At 46.4% G+C, this 18,283-nt stretch carries 19 protein-coding genes; 16 read left to right on the plus strand and 3 right to left on the minus strand.

Annotated features, from left to right (window positions below; all coding sequences use genetic code 11):
• Positions 1–90 precede the first annotated feature (90 nt).
• Positions 91–729, plus strand: a complete 639-nt coding sequence (locus ACF8CV_RS07925; protein ID WP_005382013.1) for a FlgO family outer membrane protein — start codon at positions 91–93, stop codon at positions 727–729.
• Between the two features lie 9 nt (positions 730–738).
• On the plus strand, positions 739–1,170 hold the full coding sequence (gene flgP / locus ACF8CV_RS07930; RefSeq protein WP_005453982.1) for a flagellar assembly lipoprotein FlgP: 432 nt from the start codon (positions 739–741) through the stop codon (positions 1,168–1,170).
• A gap of 117 nt (positions 1,171–1,287) precedes the next feature.
• Here flgP and ACF8CV_RS07935 read toward each other — a convergent pair whose 3' ends face one another.
• The 3 genes from ACF8CV_RS07935 to flgA all read right to left on the minus strand — a co-directional run bounded on the left by ACF8CV_RS07935 (position 1,288) and on the right by flgA (position 2,931).
• Positions 1,288–1,713 (minus strand): flagella synthesis protein FlgN, encoded by a 426-nt coding sequence (locus tag ACF8CV_RS07935; protein WP_005454011.1) that lies wholly within the window; start codon positions 1,711–1,713, stop codon positions 1,288–1,290.
• A 26-nt stretch (positions 1,714–1,739) separates the two neighbouring features.
• Positions 1,740–2,057, minus strand: a complete 318-nt coding sequence (gene flgM / locus ACF8CV_RS07940; protein WP_005453996.1) for a flagellar biosynthesis anti-sigma factor FlgM — start codon at positions 2,055–2,057, stop codon at positions 1,740–1,742.
• 127 nt (positions 2,058–2,184) lie between these two features.
• A complete protein-coding gene (gene flgA, locus ACF8CV_RS07945; RefSeq protein ID WP_005486752.1) occupies positions 2,185–2,931 on the minus strand; it encodes a flagellar basal body P-ring formation chaperone FlgA in 747 nt (248 codons plus the stop codon).
• A gap of 76 nt (positions 2,932–3,007) precedes the next feature.
• Here flgA and ACF8CV_RS07950 point away from each other — a divergent pair, with 76 nt between their 5' ends.
• The 14 genes from ACF8CV_RS07950 (at position 3,008) to ACF8CV_RS08015 (ending at position 17,691) form a co-directional block, all read left to right on the plus strand.
• Positions 3,008–3,934, plus strand: a complete 927-nt coding sequence (locus tag ACF8CV_RS07950) for a chemotaxis protein CheV (RefSeq protein WP_208870986.1) — start codon at positions 3,008–3,010, stop codon at positions 3,932–3,934.
• A gap of 11 nt (positions 3,935–3,945) precedes the next feature.
• A complete protein-coding gene (locus ACF8CV_RS07955) occupies positions 3,946–4,773 on the plus strand; it encodes a protein-glutamate O-methyltransferase (protein WP_208870985.1) in 828 nt (275 codons plus the stop codon).
• A 367-nt stretch (positions 4,774–5,140) separates the two neighbouring features.
• A complete protein-coding gene (flgB, locus tag ACF8CV_RS07960) occupies positions 5,141–5,536 on the plus strand; it encodes a flagellar basal body rod protein FlgB (protein WP_005425594.1) in 396 nt (131 codons plus the stop codon).
• A 5-nt stretch (positions 5,537–5,541) separates the two neighbouring features.
• Positions 5,542–5,955, plus strand: a complete 414-nt coding sequence (gene flgC, locus ACF8CV_RS07965; RefSeq protein WP_005425613.1) for a flagellar basal body rod protein FlgC — start codon at positions 5,542–5,544, stop codon at positions 5,953–5,955.
• Between the two features lie 17 nt (positions 5,956–5,972).
• Positions 5,973–6,680, plus strand: coding sequence for a flagellar hook assembly protein FlgD (gene flgD / locus ACF8CV_RS07970; RefSeq protein ID WP_005425626.1), 708 nt, complete (start codon positions 5,973–5,975; stop codon positions 6,678–6,680).
• A 32-nt stretch (positions 6,681–6,712) separates the two neighbouring features.
• On the plus strand, positions 6,713–8,026 hold the full coding sequence (flgE, locus tag ACF8CV_RS07975; RefSeq protein ID WP_009705674.1) for a flagellar hook protein FlgE: 1,314 nt from the start codon (positions 6,713–6,715) through the stop codon (positions 8,024–8,026).
• Between the two features lie 315 nt (positions 8,027–8,341).
• Positions 8,342–9,091, plus strand: a complete 750-nt coding sequence (locus tag ACF8CV_RS07980; RefSeq protein WP_005425588.1) for a flagellar basal body rod protein FlgF — start codon at positions 8,342–8,344, stop codon at positions 9,089–9,091.
• An 18-nt stretch (positions 9,092–9,109) separates the two neighbouring features.
• Entirely contained in the window at positions 9,110–9,898 is a 789-nt protein-coding gene (gene flgG / locus ACF8CV_RS07985) for a flagellar basal-body rod protein FlgG (RefSeq protein WP_005425600.1), read from the plus strand.
• Between the two features lie 30 nt (positions 9,899–9,928).
• A complete protein-coding gene (gene flgH, locus ACF8CV_RS07990) occupies positions 9,929–10,708 on the plus strand; it encodes a flagellar basal body L-ring protein FlgH (protein WP_208870984.1) in 780 nt (259 codons plus the stop codon).
• Positions 10,709–10,752: 44 nt separating this feature from the next.
• A complete protein-coding gene (locus ACF8CV_RS07995; protein WP_005454020.1) occupies positions 10,753–11,844 on the plus strand; it encodes a flagellar basal body P-ring protein FlgI in 1,092 nt (363 codons plus the stop codon).
• 16 nt (positions 11,845–11,860) lie between these two features.
• A complete protein-coding gene (gene flgJ, locus ACF8CV_RS08000; protein ID WP_005454015.1) occupies positions 11,861–12,787 on the plus strand; it encodes a flagellar assembly peptidoglycan hydrolase FlgJ in 927 nt (308 codons plus the stop codon).
• Positions 12,788–12,948: 161 nt separating this feature from the next.
• Positions 12,949–14,889, plus strand: a complete 1,941-nt coding sequence (flgK, locus tag ACF8CV_RS08005; protein WP_005482264.1) for a flagellar hook-associated protein FlgK — start codon at positions 12,949–12,951, stop codon at positions 14,887–14,889.
• Positions 14,890–14,902: 13 nt separating this feature from the next.
• A complete protein-coding gene (gene flgL, locus ACF8CV_RS08010) occupies positions 14,903–16,096 on the plus strand; it encodes a flagellar hook-associated protein FlgL (RefSeq protein WP_017448764.1) in 1,194 nt (397 codons plus the stop codon).
• Between the two features lie 440 nt (positions 16,097–16,536).
• On the plus strand, positions 16,537–17,691 hold the full coding sequence (locus ACF8CV_RS08015; protein WP_005462278.1) for a flagellin: 1,155 nt from the start codon (positions 16,537–16,539) through the stop codon (positions 17,689–17,691).
• The last annotated feature ends 592 nt before the right edge of the window (positions 17,692–18,283 follow it).

An 18,283-nucleotide genomic window follows, 5' to 3' on the forward strand; every position in this document is an offset into this window, starting at 1 on the left:
AGAAAAGCAAAGACTGTTCCAATATTACCTTTACTCAGTAAGGAATTGTGAAAGAACAGTGCCACCCAAGATTATCTGGAGAATCAAACCATGAAAAAGTGGCTTGTCGCCGCATCGATGATGACGCTTTTGACATCGTGCGCGTACTCACCGATTTATAATGGTAAAGAACCGTATTCAGGCAGCCAGTTCATGTTGATGGACAGTCCGCGTCATACGATGGACTTCTTTATTGAGAGCATGACAGAAGATTTGATGGTATCTAACGTTGCCGTTTCTGCACGTACACCAATTGCTATCACATCGTTTGTTGACCTGCAAAACATGGATGCGACCAACTGGTTGGGCAACTCTGTATCTGAAGGATTTATCCATCAGTTCCAACGTCGCGGTTTTAAAGTCGTCGATTTTAAAACGACAGGATCTATCCAAGTGACGCAGCAAGGCGACTTTGCCTTAAGCCGTGACTGGCAAGATCTGGCGCAAGAGCAGCAAATTCAGTATGTGTTAACGGGAACCATGCTTCGTCAAGAAGGTGGCGTATTGGTTAATGCTCGCGTTGTTGGTATGCAAAGCCGTGTTGTGGTTGCCACAGCGCAAGGATTCTTGCCTGCAGACCGAATCGGCCGTGATTTGGATACGCTAAATAGCATCCGTACCCAAGATGGCGTGTTGATTCGTTCAGACCCAACCATTCGCCAGCCATACACTGTGATTCTCCGCCCATAGGATAGAACCATGAAGAAGTTATTATTTATTATTGCCACCTTGGTGCTTGTGGGATGTCAGCCGTTACAACAGATGCGCCAAGATGAAATTTTAGTGGCGGTAGGTTATGCAAGCGTAAGCGAACAAACTGGCCGCACGGTAGAAGAAAAACGTGTGCGCGCGATGCGAGCATCAAAAATTGATGCGTATCGTGAGTTAGCAGAGCAAGTTTACGGCATGCGAGTAAGCGGTCGTGCCGAACTTGAAGATCAGCGTCTTGGCATTGAAAGCACGAGTGGCGCGGTCGATGGCGTGATTCGCGGTGCAGAGGTCGTGCGCAGTTACTTAGTTGAAGACAGTTACGTAACAGAGTTACGTTTGGATATCCGTAAGATGGATAAGCTACGCGATTACGGTGAAGTTCAACAAGTGCCTGAGAAGCGTCAGCAAACCTTGTTCTAAAACCACTTCACTAAATAAACAGATAATCTTTTCGAGCGGCTGATTGGCAACAATTGGTCGCTTTTTTATGGGTTCGATTTGATGGTTTTGCCTAATGAGGAAGGAGAGGCTAGAGCGTTAGGCTTTAATATTGGTGCCTAGCGTTGAAATGGTGTGGGTTTTGCCGCCGGCATTGTAGGTCATACCGATCTTGCCGTGAGTGTGTTGAAGCATGTTATTGAGCTTGTTAAAACTCAATTGAGCACGGCTGAGGGATTCTCCATTCACGCGATTGACTTGTTGACAGTCCAGCACGATGGATTGGATTTGGGCTACAACCTGACTTAGGTGCTCATCTTCGGTAAGTTGATTGACATGCGGGTGAGAGGCAATTCGCTGATCAGTGGTTCTTAGCTGATCAATGAGTGTCATTTTTTGTTTGGCGATGCTTTCGATTTCAGAAGAGACACGCGCAGTAATCGCCTGTGTTTCCTGACGTAAAACAGTAGAAAGTGCCTTAGCATTTTCTAGTTGAAAGTTTACGAGATCGACTAATGCTGCCATAAATACTTACCTTGGGCCTAAGTCAGTTAGCTTTTGCCTTGCAATTCGTTTTCAAACTTGATCATATTGTCGGCCAGTTTTTCTGGGTCAACGCGGTATGAACCGTTTGCGATTGCTTCTTTGATTGCCGCTACTTTCGCACTGTCGTAAGCCGGAGAAGCTGCCATATCCTTTTGGAGTTTGCTGACGGCTTTACTTTGTTGGCTTAGCGATACAGCGTCTTGTTGAGCTGGCGCCTTTTTCGATTCAGTTGCGCTTGATGTCGCACTTGAATCGTTACGTGCAGGCGCGCGACTGGTCGTCGACATCATTTGCCCTGAACGTATATTATCTATACCTGCCATGTTTAACCTTTGCCTTGTATCGTAATACTGGTATCCAGACTATCGACCAACTAAACGATAACTTTAATCATTTTTTGCATTTTTATTGATCAATTTTCACAATGCGGTTGTGCTACCTAAATAAAGGTTAAAAGGTGACGGTAATTTCCGCAATGTCAGTCACTATGCCCTCTATTATACGTTGTGACTTGTCATTTTTCACTCTTACTTGATCGCCCGTGGCTCCATCTTGCAATGCTGTGCCTTGTGTTGTGATCGTCATGCCTGATTTTACGGCTTTTATTGTCACTTTTTCATTACGGCAAACCACGCAAACATCGTTGCGCTCAACCACGTCACCAAGACGAACGCTACGTTTTAACTTCGCACCGACCACTTGTTCGAAGCTGGAAAAGCCATCTTTGCGAAAGCGTTGAAGCTCAATCATGGACGTCGTGACGTCGGATGCGCTGATGATCTCACCTCGGCCAAGTTGTCGAGTTGCGACGATCATCGGTACTGAAGAGGAGACACGAACAGGGACATACACTTTCCAGTCATCGGCAGGACATTCTACCAACACATTGATATTGCTGCGGGTGCTGCTGGTGGAAGAGGCCGAAGTGTCGAGTGGTTCAGGGCAATCTGTTGCCTTGATTCGAGAGTCAATGTCTGCCGCATTCACAGTCAATTCACCTCCGGCTGGCTGCTCTACCGTGGCAAGAATATGTTGTTCTGCTGCCAATTTTATTTGTTCTATCTGATTATCTGTTGCCGAATGAACAAAAAAACTAAACATACTGAGCAAAATGCCGATAGACTTAGCGTACTTTGTAAATAGCGCTCTACATATTGTCATAGTCAATGTTGTCGAAGTTATAGTGAAATACGCCATACTGTCTCCCTGGTATCATGCTTGCCAGTGGTAGAGTATCATTTAAAAACAAAAAGTTTGAGATGGAGATGAGCATATGACGGGGATTCTTGACTCGGTGAATCAGCGTACGCAACTCGTCGGTCAGAACCGATTGGAATTATTGACCTTTCGACTGATGGGGCGACAGCGTTACGGCATCAACGTATTCAAAGTAAAAGAAGTACTTCAGTGCCCTAAGCTGACTTCTATGCCAAATCTACACCCTCTGGTAAAAGGTATTGCTCATATCCGTGGCCATACCGTGTCAGTAATTGATTTGAGCCTGGCAATTGGTGGCCGCCCAACCACCGATATTGATAAATGTTTTGTTGTTATCGCTGAATTTAACCGTACGATCCAAGCATTTTTGGTATCATCGGTTGAGCGTATTATCAACATGCACTGGGAAGCGATTTTGCCGCCGCCAGATGGCGCAGGTAAAGCGCACTACCTAACTGCTGTGACGAATATCGATAACGAACTTGTTGAAATCCTAGACGTGGAAAAAATCCTGGCTGAAATCGCGCCAGTTGATGAAACCATGGATTCAACCATCGGTGAAGAAATCGCACAAGCGGAGCAAGAAAAGCCTATCGTACGTCGCATTCTGATTGCTGATGACTCAACGGTGGCACGTAAGCAGGTTGAACGTGCAATTACTTCAATTGGTTTTGAAGTTGTCTCTGTGAAAGATGGTAAAGAAGCGTACAATAAGCTGCTTGAAATGGCACAAGAAGGTAGCATCTACGATCAGATTTCTTTGGTCATTTCAGATATCGAAATGCCAGAGATGGATGGCTACACACTAACGGCCGAAATTCGCCGAAATGCAGATTTGAAGAACCTTTATGTTATCCTGCACTCCTCATTGAGTGGCGTCTTCAACCAAGCCATGGTTGAGCGCGTAGGTGCTAACACCTTCATTGCGAAATTTAACCCAGATGAATTGGGTAACGCGGTTAAATCTGCATTAACACAATAAAAGAGACATTAATGACTGCTATTACAATCAGTGATCAAGAGTATCGTGACTTTAGCCGTTTTCTAGAATCACAATGTGGCATCGTATTAGGTGACAGTAAGCAATACCTAGTACGCAGCCGACTGAGCCCGCTTGTGACAAAGTTCAAGCTGGCGTCGCTGTCGGATTTGCTACGTGATGTCGTGACAGGCCGTAACCGTGAACTACGAGTTGCCGCTGTTGATGCGATGACGACTAACGAAACATTGTGGTTCCGAGATACTTATCCGTTCACGGTATTAGCTGACAAACTATTGCCGGAGATGGCGGCAAACAAGCGTCCAATCAAAATTTGGTCAGCAGCCAGCTCGTCAGGTCAAGAACCTTACTCAATGGCAATGACCATTTTGGAAACTCAGCAGCGTAAACCAGGTTTATTGCCAAGCGTGTCGATCACCGCAACAGACATTTCTGCAAGCATGCTAGATATGTGTCGTGCTGGTGTTTACGACAACCTAGCGCTAGGGCGTGGGCTTTCGCCTGAGCGTCGTCGCACCTTCTTTGAAGATGCAGGCGATGGCCGCATGAAAGTGAAAGACAACGTTAAACGCCTAGTGAACTTCCGTCCTCAAAACTTGATGGACAGCTACGCGTTGATGGGTAAATTCGACATCATTTTCTGTCGTAACGTACTGATTTACTTCTCACCAGAGATGAAGTCTAAAGTACTAAACCAAATGGCAAGCAGCCTAAACCCAGGCGGTTACTTGCTGCTGGGGGCGTCAGAGTCACTGACGGGTTTAACGGACAAATTTGAAATGGTGCGCTGCAACCCGGGCATTATTTATAAGCTAAAGTAGCAACACGCTTACTAGCTGACTCTTTTAATGATTTAAAAAGCCTGACCTCGTGTCAGGCTTTTCTTTTCTCACTATTCTTTATTCGCTTGGTTTCACTCTCGCCCCTGTTTCCCAACTGTTGCTGTCGTTTTCCCATCTCTGTTGTAAAAGCCACGACCATTTTTGCCTGCGCACAAGCATAGGGTGTATATTTTTAGTGAGCCGAGCTGATTACTCGGTTCGATATGACACTCCATCAATCACTTTGGCTTGTTTATTGCAATCCATGACGTCGGTAACTGAAGCGGCAAAACGGCATGCTCTATTTTTGGCACGCTAATTGCTTTTTAGTTATTAATAACGGTCAGTTCTTACTGTAGAGGCAAACATGGCTATATCTTTTGACAATGCATTAGGCATCCACCAGTACACGGTGGGCGTACGTGAGCGCAACGCGGAGGTGATTTCCACTAACATCGCGCAAGCAAACACGCCTGGCTACAAATCAAGAGGTTTAGACTTTGCTAAGGAATTGCAGGCGGCAACATCCGGGGCAAGCATTGGTCTTAGCCGCACAGATGGTCGGCACATTCCTGCCACTACAACCTTGGTCGGGGACAAGCTATATCGTCTTCCTACGCAACCAGATACGGGCGATGGCAACACGGTAGATTTGGATTTAGAGCGTAACTTGTTTATGCAAAACCAAATCAGACACCAAGCATCACTCGACTTTCTAGGCAGTAAATTCAAGAACTTAACCAAAGCAATCAAAGGGGAATAATTTAGATGAGCTTATTTAACGTTTTCAATGTGACAGGTTCCGCAATGAGCGCTGAATCCGTTCGTCTGAATACTACCTCAAGCAACTTGGCGAACGCCGACAGTGTCAGCAGCTCTGCGAAAGACACTTACAAAGCGCGTCATGCTGTATTTGGTGCAGAGTTAAGTAACGCCATGCGTGGCGGTGATACGGTGCCAGTAAAAGTGATGGGTATTGTAGAAAGCGACAAACCGCTGAATGCGGAGTACAACCCAGACCATCCCCTTGCAAACGACGAAGGCTACATCTACAAGCCTAACGTGAATGTAATGGAAGAAATGGCAAACATGATTTCGGCTTCTCGCGCATACCAAACCAATGTGCAAGTAGCGGATTCTAGTAAACAAATGCTGCTGCGTACGCTGCAGATGGGTCAATAAGGATAAGGGGGTAGCGTATGGCCGGAATTAACAACGTTGGTCAAAGCGGCTTGTCCTATATCGACCAGCTTAAAAGCCTACAAGAGAACAAGAAGACTGAAGAGAGCACAGGTAAGCAGGACCTGAAACAGGAAGACTTCCTATCTTTGCTCACCAAGCAATTGTCTCAGCAGGACCCTTTTAAGCCGGTAGGTAATGACCAGATGATTGCGCAAATGGCGTCATTTGCGACCGTAGATGGCATCGGCAAGATGAACTCTCAGTTCGAGAGTTTGAACTCGTCAATGACATCAAACCAAGCGTTACAAGCTTCCTCTTTGGTTGGTCGTGACGTATTGGTCCCAGGCGCGGCGGGTGTAAAGCAAGACAATGCAACAATGGCGGCAATGGTTAAGCTTGCACAACCTCTCGACAACCTGTTTGTTCGAGTGGAAAACGAAGCGGGCCAATTGGTGCGTACTTTTGAGGTAGGTGCGAAACCAGCCGGCGACACTCGTGTGCTTTGGGACGGTAATGATGAAAACGGAAATCCAATGCCTGCTGGCAAATACAATGTGAAAGCGTCTGGCTTGGTAGATGGGGAGTCGCAAGAGTTCCCAGTGTCTACTTACGCAAACGTGAACAGTGTATTGCTAGGTAAGGGCGACGGAAACGTATTACTCAATCTGGCAGGTTTTGAATCGCCAGTTCGACTTGCAGAAGTATTGGAAGTCGGCAAAGCGTAATTCAATAGCGCGTCAGGTTAGGAGATTTTGGAATGTCATATGTATCTTTAAGCGGTTTGTCCTCCGCTCAACTGGATTTGAACACCACCAGTAACAACATTGCGAACGCCAACACGTACGGCTTTAAAGAGTCTCGTGCGGAATTCAGCGATGTGTACTCAAACTCTTTGTTCACTAACGCAAAAACCACTCCGGGTGGCGGTGCACAAGCGAACCAAGTGGCGCAACAGTTCCACGAAGGTTCAAGCATTTACACCAACAACCCAATGGATTTGCGTGTATCGGGTACAGGTTTCTTCGCGGTAGCGAAAGATCGCCTTATCCCACAACAAAATGAAATGACACGTAACGGTGCGTTCCATTTGAACAAAGAAAACTACATGGTAACGGCGAACGATGAGTTCCTACTTGGTTACCAAGTAAACCCTGAGTCTGGTGAGGTTTCATCTTACGAGCCACAGCCAATCAATATTCCTGCAGAATTTGGTAAGCCAAAGCAAACAGCGAACATTGAAGTGGGTGTGAACTTACCGGCTAATGGTGATTTGAAAGATCCGACTCAGTTTGATTTCTCAGATCCAGATACATACAACCGTTCGACTTCTTCAACGATTTATGACTCGATGGGTCAGTCTTACAAGCTAACGACTTACTACTTGAAAGACCAAACTCAGCCGAACACGTGGCAAACTTACTACACAGTGACAGACAAAGGCGGTGAGAAGCCATTGAACGTTGCTAACGGTGATGCTGCAACGCCAACGGGTCACGTTGGTCACACGATGAAGTTCAACAACGATGGTACATTGGCAAGCCTAAATAACGGTCAGCCAATCACATCGGTAGCGTTGGGCGATCCTGCGACAAACACTAACCCAGTGGATTTAAACGGTGCGGATCCTGCGCAAACACTTAACTTTGGTTTAGGCTCAGCGACTCAGTTTGCTGCACCATTTGAACTGACTAAGTTCGATGAAGATGGAGCGACAACGGGCTTCCTGACTAAAGTAGACTTTGATGAAAACGGCAGCGTATTGGGTACTTACTCAAACGGTGAAAACGTAACATTGGGTCGTGTGGCGCTAGTGCGTGTTCCAAACGAGCAAGGTCTGGATAAGAAAGGCGGTACTCAATGGGATTCAACTCAGTTCTCTGGTGACAAGATCTGGGGTGAATCAAACAAAGGCTCTTTCGGTACTATTAACAACGGTATGCTAGAGCAATCAAACATTGATATGACTCAAGAGCTGGTGGATCTGATCTCTGCTCAGCGTAACTTCCAAGCGAACTCACGTGCGCTAGAAGTACACAACCAGCTACAACAAAATATCCTGCAGATTCGTTAGAGCGCTCGTTAGATAGCTCTATCATCTGTTTAATCAAACGCTGCGTGCACTGGCCGTATCGTTTGATGACATCATGACATTCATCTGGTGCTCAACCTGAAAATACCTCAGTTCAGGTTGGGCATGCTTTGATCTCTGGCTTGCCGCTGTTGCCGCTAGGCGGATCAAAACATTGCCTCTCTCTTGGCTGATTCATCCTGAATTGCCATCTGAAAACCCTCAATTTATATTCAAGCTTTTGATTAATAATATTATTTTAATGTTGGCATAACTATTGCTTTTACTCCCTTGTACAGAGAACTTTTGGAGTAATTTATGGATCGCGCACTGTTTCTCGCAATGAGCGGCGCCAAGCAAAATATGCAGGCCCTGCAATTGCGTGCCAACAACCTGGCAAACGTGAGTACAACTGGCTTCCGTGCTGATTTAGCACAAGCTCGCTCTATGCAAGCTTATGGTGAAGGTTTGCCTTCACGTGTATTCAGTATGACGGAACGTCCAGGACATAACTTTGCGCAAGGTAGTGTGATCACAACCGGTCGTGACCTCGATATTACGGTAGAAGGCAGCGGCTGGATTTCTGTTATGGATCAAACTGGCAAAGAAGGTTTGACGCGTAACGGTAACCTAAAAGTGGATCAAAACGGCTTGTTAACGAATGCAAGCGGTCATGTGGTGTTGGGCGAAAACGATGCGCCAATTACCTTGCCAATCCCAGTCTCCAAAATCGAAATCGGTCGTGACGGCACCATCTCTGTACTGCCTCAAGGTGCGCCGGCTGAAGAATTAGAAGTGGTTGATCGTATTAAGCTTGTGCGCACAGACGATCAAAACTTGTTTAAAGATACCAATGGCTTATTCCGCCATAAAACTCCAAACCAGCCTTACGAAGCAGACGGCTCTATCAGCATCCAAACCGGTGCGATTGAAGGTAGTAACGTGAATGCCGTAGGTGAAATGACCGCTTTGATTGACCTTCAACGTCAGTTTGAAATGCAGGTCAAAATGATGAGCACCGCTGAAGAGATGGATAAGTCTTCAGATTCATTGCTTCGTATGAGTTAACAGAGTTAGAGGTTCACAATGCATCCAGCACTATGGGTAAGTAAAACAGGTCTAGACGCCCAACAGACCAACATCGCAACAATTTCGAACAACTTGGCGAACGCCTCAACCGTAGGTTACAAAAAGAGCCGTGCGGTATTTGAAGATTTGTTCTACCAAAACATCAACCAGCCAGGCGGCCAATCTTCTCAGAACACGGAACTGCCAAGTGGTTTGATGCTGGGTGCCGGTTCTAAAGTGGTTGCGACGCAAAAAGTGCACACGCACGGTAACGCGCAAACCACCACTAACGCACTCGATATGATGGTGGAAGGCGATGGTTTCTTCCAAGTAACTTTGCCAGACGGCAACATCGGTTACACCCGTAACGGCCAGTTCACGTTGGATGGTGAAGGTACGTTAGTGACTTCTGGCTCTGGCTACCCTGTAGAGCCGGAGATTGTGATTCCTGAAGACGCAATTTCTATCACGGTTGGTACAGACGGTGAAGTCTCAGTGCGTATTCGTGGTGAGCAAAACAACGTTGTAGTGGGCCAGCTAACCATTACTGATTTTGTAAACCCTGGTGGTCTTGAGCCAATCGGTCAGAACCTTTACCTACCAACTGGCGCAAGCGGTGACCCACAAGAAGGTGTCCCTGGTCTTGATGGTTTGGGCGAAATTCGTCAATCCATGCTTGAAGCATCTAACGTGAACGTAACGGAAGAGCTGGTCAACATGATCGAAGCTCAACGTGTTTACGAAATGAACTCAAAAGTTATCTCATCAGTCGACAAGATGATGAGCTTCGTTAACCAGCAGTTGTAATCACTAAGATCGGGATTTAGGGAGCCAATGATGAAACGTATTTGTCTACTTGCACTTATCACGACCATGTCTGGTTGTGCGATGCTAGAGCCGATTGAAACCGACGAAGTCAGCCAAGCGACAACGGTGGTGGATGCGGTTGAAGGCGATAAGTCGAAAGAAGAGAGCAGCGGCATCATTGATACTTTGCGCGGCAGAACCGATCCGGTGGCAGGCGATCCGGCATGGGCCCCGATTCACCCTAAGCAAAAACCTGAGCACTATGCGGCGGCAACGGGCTCTTTGTTTAGCACCGAGCACATTACCGACCTATACGACGATTCTAAGCCACGTGGCATCGGCGACATCATTACCGTAACGCTCGACGAAACGACTCGTGCGACTAAGAGTGCCAACGCCGATCTATCAAAAACCAACGATGCGAAGATGGAACCTCTGTCTGTCGGTGGTCAAGAGCTGCAAATTGGCGGCAAATACAACTTCTCGTACGATCTGAACAACACCAACACCTTTGCCGGCGACTCTTCTGCGAAGCAGAGTAACAGCATCAGTGGTTACATTACGGTCGAAGTGATCGAAGTGCTGGCAAACGGCAACCTCGTGATCCGTGGTGAGAAGTGGATGACGCTAAATACGGGTGACGAGTACATTCGCTTGAGCGGCACAATTCGTCCTGATGACATCAACTTCGACAACACAATTGCGTCAAATCGCGTGTCTAACGCAAGAATTCAATACTCAGGAACCGGTTTGTCACAAGATATGCAAGAGCCTGGCTTCTTGGCACGATTCTTTAATGTAGCGCTATAAGACGCCGCACTGACGGCAAATTGACTGCAAGAGATTAAGTAAGCATGAAAAGAATCGTTTTATTACTGATGAGCGTTGCTCTGTTTTCTACAGCCGCCCAAGCCGCACGAATCAAAGACGTCGCGCAAGTGGCAGGCGTGCGAAGCAACCAACTCGTGGGTTATGGTTTGGTTTCAGGCTTACCAGGTACGGGCGAAGCGAACCCATTTACTGAGCAAAGTTTCGCAGCCATGCTGCAAAATTTCGGCATTCAGCTGCCGCCGGGTACCAAGCCAAAAATCAAAAACGTTGCCGCGGTTATGGTCACGGCAGAGTTGCCGCCATTTTCTAAGCCGGGTCAACAAGTGGACGTGACTGTATCGTCAATCGGCAGTGCGAAAAGCCTACGTGGTGGTACGCTTCTACAAACGTTCCTTAAAGGTCTAGACGGTCAAGTTTACGCGGTTGCCCAAGGTAACTTAGTGGTGAGCGGTTTCAGTGCTGAAGGCGCTGACGGTTCAAAAATTGTTGGTAACAACCCAACCGTTGGTCTTATCTCTAGTGGTGCGACGGTAGAGCGCGAAATTCCAAACCCATTCGGTCGTGGTGATTACATTACTTTCAACTTGCTTGAATCTGATTTCACGACCGCACAACGCATGGCGGATGCGGTAAACAACTTCCTTGGCCCACAAATGGCTAGTGCAGTCGATGCGACGTCGGTACGCGTGCGTGCCCCGCGTGATGTCAGCCAGCGTGTGGCGTTTTTGTCCGCGATTGAAAACCTAGAGTTTGACCCAGCTGATGGCGCGGCGAAGATCATTGTTAACTCCCGTACTGGCACGATTGTCGTTGGCAAACACGTGCGTCTTAAGCCTGCGGCAGTGACGCATGGTGGCATGACTGTCGCCATCAAAGAAAATCTAAACGTTAGCCAACCAAACAGCTTCTCTGGCGGCCAAACGGTCGTGGTGCCCGATTCAGATATCGAAGTGACGGAAGAAAAAGGCAAGATGTTCAAATTCGAGCCGGGTTTGACGCTGGATGACCTCGTACGTGCGGTGAATGAAGTGGGCGCAGCACCTTCTGATTTGATGGCCATCTTACAAGCATTGAAACAAGCTGGTGCCATCGAAGGCCAGTTGATCATCATTTAATGGTTAGGAGGTTGCGATGATGAAGAATCCTAACGATATCGGTTTTATTCACGACATTAGCTCACTCGATAGCCTGCGTCAGAAAGCGGTGAAAGAGGGCAAAGATGGCGAGCAAGAAGCACTGCATGCGGCTGCTCGTCAGTTTGAGTCTATCTTTACATCCATGATGCTGAAGTCGATGCGCGAAGCGAACGAAGGCTTCGAGTCGAACATCATGAATAGCCAAAATGAGAAGTTTTACCGCCAGATGCTTGATGAGCAGATGGCGAGTGAACTGAGCGCAAATGGCTCTATGGGCTTGGCAGATATGATTGTGGCACAGCTGACGGCTGGCCAAGGCAATGATAAGAGCGAAACGGCAATGCGCGATGCGGCAAACAGCGCCGTAGAATATCGTCGCGTGGACCCTAAAAAAGCGCGTGAAATTGAAAAGCGTTTGATTGAGTCCGGCGAACTTTCCCGTACCAGCCATACTCCCGCTAAGTTTGATTCGCCAGAATCTTTTGTGAACTCCATGAAGCCATACGCTGAAAAGGCGGCGAAAGCGTTGGGTGTCGAACCATCATTGCTTCTTGCTCAAGCAGCTCTGGAAACTGGCTGGGGACAAAAAGTGGTGCAAAATGCTCGTGGTAGCAGTAACAACTTGTTCAACATCAAAGCAGACAGAAGCTGGCAAGGTGATAAAGTCACCACGCAAACATTGGAATTTCATGACAATACGCCAGTGAAAGAGACGGCAGCGTTTCGTTCTTACTCGAACTATCAAGATAGTTTCAACGACTACGTCCGTTTCTTGAATGACAATCCACGTTACGAGACGGCATTGCAGCAACGCGGAGATTCTGAATCCTTTATTCGCGGTATTCATCGAGCAGGTTATGCGACGGATCCAACCTACGCCGACAAAGTTCTGCAAGTGAAGCAGAAAATCGAAAGTATGTAACCTTTTGGGGTTGCCGCGTACGCGAATCATTGAGGCTTGCCATCGTGCAAGCCTTTATTTTACCTGAATTTACTACTCTAAATTTCACTTGGCACATCTTTTGCTTTTACTTGTCTAGGTGATCGGTATTTACCGATCTTATTTCGTTTTTGGGGGCAGGTATGGCGTCAGATCTTCTGAATGTAGGTACTCAAAGTGTGCTTACTGCTCAGAGGCAGTTAAATACTACTGGTCATAACATTTCTAATGTTAATACAGAAGGTTACAGCCGTCAGTCAGTGATTCAGGGTACTAACGATCCACGCATGTTTGGTGGTTCGACCTACGGCATGGGCGTGCATGTGGAAAATGTTCGCCGCTCGTGGGACCAATTTGCCGTTAATGAACTCAACCTGTCCTCTACAAGTAATGCGAATAAAACGGATACCCAAGATAACTTAGACATGCTTTCTAGCATGTTGAGCTCTGTTGCATCGAAGAAGATCCCAGAAAACCTCAACGAGTGGTTTGATGCTGTGAAAACCATGGCAGACACACCAAACGATTTAGGTGCGCGTAAAGTTGTGTTGGAAAAGGCAAAAATCTTTTCAGACACATTAAACGACTTTCACGAAACGGTGCGACTGCAGTCAGACGTGACCAATAAAAAATTGGACATGGGCATTGAGCGCATTAACCAACTGGCGCTAGAAATTCGTGACATCCACCGCTTGATGATGCGCACTCCTGGTCCACATAACGATTTGATGGATCAGCATGAAAAGCTGATTACCGAGCTGTCGGAATACACTAAGGTCACTGTGACCCCACGTAAAAACGCTGAAGGTTTCAACGTGCACATCGGCAATGGTCATACCTTGGTGTCGGGCACAGAGGCAAGCCAATTAAAAATGATTGATGGCTACCCAGACGTGCACCAACGACGTCTAGCGATGGTCGAAGGCGATGGCATTAAAGCGATTAAGGCCGACGACATGGACGGCAAAATTGGCGCTCTACTCGACATGCGTGACAAACACATTCCGCAACTGCTGGATGAAATGGGGCGCTTAGCTACCGGATTCTCTTACAAGGTCAACCAACTGCAATCGCAAGGTTTGGATCTCAACGGCAAAATCGGTAAAGACGTTTTCACCGATGTGAATTCTGAACTGGTGGCTAAATCACGAGTCTTTACCGCACCAAACTCGAAAGCGGATGTTGCCGTTTATGTCGATGATATTTCAGCGTTGAAAGGTGGCGAATATGCGTTGCGCTTCGACGGTGATCGCTACAGTGTGACAACACCGAAAGGCGAGCAAGTTCAGATAGATATAGACCAGTCGGATTCTACCTTCGTATTGGATGGCATGAGAGTGCAAATCGGTGAAGGCCTTGCCGCTGGCGAACGAGTGCTGCTGCGTCCTACACGCAGTGGTGCTGCCATCATCAAGATGGAAACCAACGACGCTAAATCCATTGCCGCACAAAGTTATGAAGCGTCTACGACGTTTGCTCAAGGCAGTGCGAAATTCAATATTCGTGAAGCGGGTGATGTAAAAGAGTTTGAAGTAACGGTTCAGCCACCCGATGAAAAGCACGACAAAGCGTGGCTAAAGATTACCGATAACAAAGGTAACTTACTGTCCGATAAATACTCTTATCCGTTAGACAAAGATGATCCGCTGATTGAAATCTCAGTGCCGAAAAGTCATCCGCTATACAAAAATGGCGATGCAACCATCTTTGAACTGACAGAAGGCGCACTGCTGAACGACAAATTTACGGCCAACTTGGTGCCGTCAGAAGGTGGTAACGGCAACTTGAGAAAGATGCAGCAATTACAAACCAACAAAATGATGGATGGTAAATCGAGTACCTTGATTGACGTTTACCACAATCTTAATACTGAAGTGGGTTTGAAATCGGCAACGGCTAACCGCTTAGCATCGGTTGCGCGTTTAGAGCATGAAGCCGCACAAGAACGTGTAGCATCGATTGCGGGTGTGAACCTCGATGAAGAGGCCGCCAACATGATGAAGTTTCAACAAGCTTACATGGCTTCATCACGCGTGATGCAGGCGGCAAATGACACCTTCAACACCATTTTGCAACTGAGGTAAGGAGAAGAGATAAGTGTTAACCCGAATTTCTAGTTTCCATAACTATCAGTCTGTACAAAATGACTTGCGTCGCCAAGAGAACAAGATCCATCACAACCAAGAGCAACTTGCCTCAGGTAAGAAGCTGCTTAAACCAAGTGATGATCCGCTGGCTGCGCATTACATTCAGAATATTGGCCAGCAGCAAGAGCAGTTAAAGCAATATTTAAGCTCGATTGTGTTGGTGCGTAACCGTTTAGAAAACCACGAAGTGAATATCGCGAACGCAGAAAGCTTCGCTGATGAATCGAAACGTCTCACCATGGAAATGATCAACGGTGCGTTTTCTGCCGAAGACCGACAAGCGAAAAAGCGTGAGTTGGAAGAAATTGCAAATAACTTCCTTAACTTAGTGAATGCGCAAGATGAATCGGGCAACTACGTGTTTGCGGGGACAAAGCCGAAAAGCCAGCCATTTTATCGTGATAAAGATGGCAGCGTGCAATACGCTGGTGATGATTACCAACGCAAAATGAAAGTGTCCAGCATGCTGGATATGCCGATGAACGATCCTGGTAGCAAACTGTTCATGGAAATCCCAAACCCGTTTGGTGATTACCAGCCTAATTACGATTTACAAAGCGGCTCTGACTTACTGCTAAGCAAAGCAACCAATGTGGATGCGAAGGACACCGCTTCTTATCGCGTGACGTTTGTCGATATGAATAACGGCAAGTTTGGCTACCAATTGGAGCGAAACGGCAAAGTGGTGGACGCTGACGAATTTTCGCCAGAAAAAGGCATCGAGTACAAAGGGCTTAAAGTGCATGTGAAAGGGCAAATTACCCCTGGAGACAGCATCGGCATCGAAAAACGTGAGTCCTTCAGTATTTTCGATACCTTTAAGGAAGCGATGTCTTGGTCGGATAAATCCGTTTCCGATACATCAGCGACCGCGAAGTTGCACCAAATGACTGAGGAATTTCAAGCCGCGTTCATCCATTTGAACAAAGCTCGAACCGACGTGGGTGCAAGGCTGAGCACGCTCGATATTCAAGAGCAAAACCACGAAGACTTCAACTTGTCTTTGGCAAAAGCAAAGAGCAATTTTGAGGATTTGGATTACTCCAAAGCCGTGATCGAGTTCAGTGAGAACTCGCGTGCATTGCAGGCCTCGCAACAAGCTTTTGGCAAAACAAAAGACCTGACATTGTTTAACTACATTTAATGATTTGACGGCCAGCGGCGAATAACGACAACGAGAGATTTTGATGCCTTATGTGCCAAGCCTTAAGTGCGAGAAATATCAAAAGTCGTTTAGCTGAGGTGAGTGAGCGGCATGTTTTTACCGAATGCGGCAAAGGCACCGGTGGTAATGTGAGCGGCAAGCTTCTCTTGGTGTGAAAATATCTTCATCGCATAGAGAAAGAGGTCGAAAACAGCGAGTGTGTTATCTAACTTATTGTTTATTTATCTATTTTAATTTGGAATCGATATCTTAAATAAGTTGGCACACAAATTGTATTGAATAATGTCAGAACAGATTTCGAGATTCTAAACCCTGCGTTAAAGGCAGATTTAGCAAGTAATTTTTACGGTCAGTGCTTATCCAAATGAGAGTAAAGCTGGCCGCTTCGCAAAAGCTTGCGAACTCAAAAGGAGAGCAAAATGGCTGTAACAGTTAGTACTAACGTCTCCGCGATGACCGCGCAGCGTTACTTAAATAAAGCGACCAACGAGCTGAATACTTCGATGGAGCGTCTATCATCAGGTCACAAAATTAACAGTGCAAAAGACGATGCAGCAGGTCTGCAGATCTCTAACCGTCTAACGGCACAGTCTCGTGGTCTTGATGTGGCAATGCGTAACGCGAACGATGGTATCTCTATCGCTCAAACGGCTGAAGGTGCGATGAACGAAGCAACGTCAGTAATGCAGCGTATGCGTGACTTGGCTATCCAGTCATCAAACGGTACTAACTCTCCTGCTGAGCGTCAGGCAATCAACGAAGAATCAATGGCGTTGGTTGACGAACTGAACCGTATCGCAGAAACCACATCATTCGGTGGCCGTCGTCTATTGAACGGCTCATTCGGTGAAGCGGCATTCCAAATCGGTGCGAGCTCTGGTGAAGCGATGATCATGGGTCTAACCAGTATTCGTGCAGATGACACTCGTATGGGAGGTGTGACATTCTTCTCTGAAGTAGGAAAAGGTAAAGATTGGGGTGTTGATCCAACTAAAGCCGATCTAAAAATCACGCTTCCTGGCATGGGTGAAGACGAAGATGGTAATGTTGATGATCTAGAAATAAATATCAACGCGAAAGCGGGTGATGACATCGAAGAGCTAGCAACGTACATCAATGGTCAATCAGACATGATCAACGCGTCTGTAAGCGAAGATGGCAAGCTGCAAATTTTTGTTGCTCATCCAAACGTTCAGGGTGACATCTCGATCTCTGGTGGTCTTGCTTCTGAGCTAGGCCTAAGCGATGAGCCAGTAAGAACATCAGTACAAGATATTGATATGACAACGGTTCAAGGCTCTCAGAACGCGATTTCTGTACTGGACTCTGCACTGAAATACGTGGATTCACAACGTGCGGATCTTGGTGCGAAACAAAACCGTCTGAGCCACAGCATCAACAACTTGGCAAATATCCAAGAAAACGTTGACGCGTCGAACAGCCGAATTAAAGACACGGACTTTGCGAAAGAAACAACGCAAATGACCAAAGCACAAATTTTGCAACAAGCAGGTACTTCGATTCTTGCTCAAGCGAAACAGTTGCCAAACTCTGCAATGTCACTATTGCAGTAGTTTATACCAATTACAGTGAATAAAAGTTCAGAAATAGCGTAGATTCAATGCTTGAGAATGAGGCAAAGTTTTTCGATAAGTAGTCATTCTACAGTCAAAAACTTTAACATAGTTATCGAGCATTTGAGCAAGCTAGTGTGAGCAGTTATTTACTACGATTGGTATCCTCTAGCCTGTATTCAATACATTCAGACGTGGATGGGAATGCGGGCTTTTGGCAAGCAACTTTATAACAGAATGAATGGCTCTCTCATCTCTCACCTGCCAATCATTTTCAATGTAGAGTTGCACCCGGTATGCCGGAAATGTGTTCATTTCTCTTGATCTCCACATAGGCTCTGGCGACCAACCTAGCCCCAGTTCTCTCAAAGGAAAAGGGGCTTTTTCTTTTCTGCATTTTCCTTCTTTTATTTTCTCTATTCATTTCCTTATCTCTTATTTTTGATGCTTTTCTATACAATTTGACCCTCTCGGCTCAATTTGTAGAAACTTGAGCACTTTCTCTGACTTTTCTTCAATTTTTTTAGCCAAATCTCGCAAAGTTATTTTTTTAAATTTTTTTCTAAAGCTTCTGAATTTGGTGTCGTTAATA

This window comes from Vibrio sp. zbq_1 (genome assembly GCF_043102935.1).
GTDB lineage: Bacteria > Pseudomonadota > Gammaproteobacteria > Enterobacterales > Vibrionaceae > Vibrio > Vibrio parahaemolyticus.